A 2,596-nucleotide genomic window follows, 5' to 3' on the forward strand; every position below is an offset into this window, starting at 1 on the left:
GCCGTTGACATAGGGCGGTTGCCCGGATGGCGGAATCGGCGCGCTTTCGTACCAGCGCGACCGCGCGACGACGCGCAATCCGGGAATCGCCGCGACCTGCGCCGCCGCCCAGCGGCAGGTTTCCAGCGGCGTCGCGCCGTCCGCATGCGGCAGGTTCGCCCCGATCGCGATCAGAATCACCGGTATCCGTTGCCTTTTCCAAGATGCCTTGCAACCATAGCGTGCACGAAACCAGACATTAACCCGGCATGCTGGCGGCAGACCGGAACGCGGCGGCTACAATCCGGTTTTTTTTACGGAAAATGCCTTTTCCAGTCATTTCCGTTATATCATTTATATCGCGCTCAATTTATCTTGCCCATACGGACGGGACGTCAAGCCGGCGAATGCGCACTCTTTGGACTTCGCGCTTTCCGACGCCTCATGCACCAGGACGCGACAGGAATCATTCGGCATGTTTTTTCAACCCAATGAGCGCGTATGTCTCTTCATCGATGGAGCCAGCCTCTATTCCGCGTCGCGTCATCTGGGCTTCGACGTGGATTACCGCAATCTGCTGGCCTTCTTCCGGGCGAAGACGCACGTGGTGCGGGCCTACTACTACTCCGCCATCCTCGAGAACGAGGAATATTCCCCGCTGAAGCCTCTGACCGATTGGCTGGTCTATAACGGCTATTTCCTGGTCACCAAGACGGCGCGCGAATTCATCGACCAGAACGGCCGCCGGCGGGTGAAGGGGAACATGGATATCGAACTGGCCGTCGACATGATGGAGATGGCGTCGAAGATCGACCACGCCGTACTGTTCAGCGGCGACGCCGATTTCCGCCGCCTGCTCGAATCCGTGCAGCGGCAGGGGGTGCGCACCTCGGTCGTGTCGTCCATCCGGACCTCGCCGCCGCTGATCGGCGACGATCTGCGCCGCCAGGCGGACCAGTTCATCGACCTGGCCGACATCGCGCCGCAATTCACGCGCCGCCAGTCCGAGGCGCGCCCGGCCCGCCAGCAGAATGCGCCCATCCGGCACCCGGCCGACCAGTTGAGCGAACTCGACCACGACGCCTGACCCCTCCGGCCCTGATCCCGGCCGGCCCGATTCCGCCGGATCCGATTCCATCGGTCCGGCCATGTCCGGACCCGGCGCGCCGGAATTGCCGCCGCGCGACTGCCCGGCGTGCCCCCGGCTGGTCGCCTATCGGCGGGCCAACCGGCAGGCCCATCCGGATTGGTGGAATGATCCGGTCCCCCCGTGGGGCAGCCCCCGGGCGCGCCTCCTGATCGTCGGCCTGGCCCCGGGCGTGCGGGGCGCGAACCGGACCGGCCGCCCCTTTACCGGCGATTATGCCGGCACCCTGCTCTATGAGACGCTGATACGGCACGGCTTCGCCGCCGGGCGCTATGGCGGCGACCCGTCGGACGGACTACGCCTGCAGGATTGCCGCATCGTCAATGCCGTGCGCTGCGCGCCCCCCGCCAATCGGCCGATCGCGCGGGAAATCCGCACCTGCAACCGCTTCCTGCAATCGGAACTGGCCTGCATGCCCGGCCTGCGCGCCGTCCTGTCGCTGGGCGCGGTGGCCCATCACGCGGTGGTCGCCGCCTGCGACCTGCGGCCACGCCCCGGCTTCGCCCACGGCGCACGCACCACGCTCCCGAACGGGGCCATCCTGTGCGACAGCTACCACGTGTCGCGCCTCAACACGAATACCGGCCGGCTGACGGCCGGAATGTTCGACGACATCGTCACCGGGCTGCGCCGTCTGGTCGATGCGGCAGGGGATGCCGGGGTGGCCGGCTGACCGATCAGCCTTCCAGTTCCAGCACGCGCATCGTCCAGTCCCGCACATGGGCGCACAGGGCGGCATCCTCCGCCACCTTCGCCCCGAAGGACGGGATCATCGTCTTCAGGCGCGGGGTCCAGCGCGCCATCTCGACGGGGAAGCATCTGGCGATGATCGTCAGCATGATCGGCACGGCAGTGGACGCGCCGGGCGAGGCCCCCAGCAGGGCCGCCACGCTGCCCTGGGCGCCGGTCACGATTTCCGTGCCGAACTGCAGCACCCCGCCCCGCTTCGCATCCGACTTGATGACCTGCACGCGCTGGCCGGCCACGATCAGGTCCCAATCCTCGGCGCGGGCGGTGGGGACGAAGTCACGCAGCGCCGCCAGGCGCGCCGTGTTCGATTGCAGGATCTGGCCGATCAGATAGCGGGTCAGCGGCATATTGTCGCGCGCCACCGCCAGCATCGCCCCCAGATTATCCATGCGGATCGATTTCGGCAGGTCCCACAGCGAGCCCTGCTTGAGAAATTTGGTCGAAAACCCGGCATAGGGCCCGAACAGCAGGCCGGTCCTGCCCTCGATCACCCGCGTGTCCAGATGCGGCACCGACATCGGCGGCGCGCCGACCGACGCCTTGCCATAGACTTTCGCATGGTGCCGGGCGGCCAGTTCCGGGTTGGTGCAGCGCAGGAACTGGCCGCTGACCGGAAAGCCCGCAATGCCTTTCGCTTCGGGAATCCCGGTTTTCTGCAACAGCGGCAGCGCGCCGCCGCCCGCGCCGATGAAGACGAACCGCGCCGCGACCGACAGGTCG

3 protein-coding genes and 1 pseudogene are annotated in these 2,596 nt (G+C 66.9%); 2 read left to right on the forward strand and 2 right to left on the reverse strand.

What is annotated here, in order from left to right:
• Positions 1-180, reverse strand: a pseudogene (locus HUK84_RS14680) (2-amino-4-hydroxy-6-hydroxymethyldihydropteridine diphosphokinase); the annotation flags it as partial.
• Positions 181-454: 274 nt separating this feature from the next.
• Here HUK84_RS14680 and HUK84_RS14685 point away from each other — a divergent pair.
• A complete protein-coding gene (locus HUK84_RS14685; protein WP_176640950.1) occupies positions 455-1,066 on the forward strand; it encodes a LabA-like NYN domain-containing protein in 612 nt (203 codons plus the stop codon).
• 61 nt (positions 1,067-1,127) lie between these two features.
• On the forward strand, positions 1,128-1,799 hold the full coding sequence (locus HUK84_RS14690) for a uracil-DNA glycosylase (protein WP_176640951.1): 672 nt from the start codon (positions 1,128-1,130) through the stop codon (positions 1,797-1,799).
• A 4-nt stretch (positions 1,800-1,803) separates the two neighbouring features.
• Here the strand turns inward: HUK84_RS14690 and HUK84_RS14695 are convergent.
• The coding region (locus HUK84_RS14695) for a malate:quinone oxidoreductase (protein WP_176640952.1) at positions 1,804-2,596 on the reverse strand (793 nt) is incomplete at its 5' end.

The organism is Nguyenibacter vanlangensis, assembly GCF_013376155.1.
Lineage (GTDB): Bacteria > Pseudomonadota > Alphaproteobacteria > Acetobacterales > Acetobacteraceae > Gluconacetobacter > Gluconacetobacter vanlangensis.

What these genes read in the sequence shown, in the direction of transcription:
- HUK84_RS14685 (WP_176640950.1), top strand. Translation starts at nt 455, where the DNA reads ATGTTTTTTCAACCCAATGAGCGCGTATGTCTCTTCATCGATGGAGCC.
- HUK84_RS14690 (WP_176640951.1), top strand. Translation starts at nt 1,128, where the DNA reads ATGTCCGGACCCGGCGCGCCGGAATTGCCGCCGCGCGACTGCCCGGCG.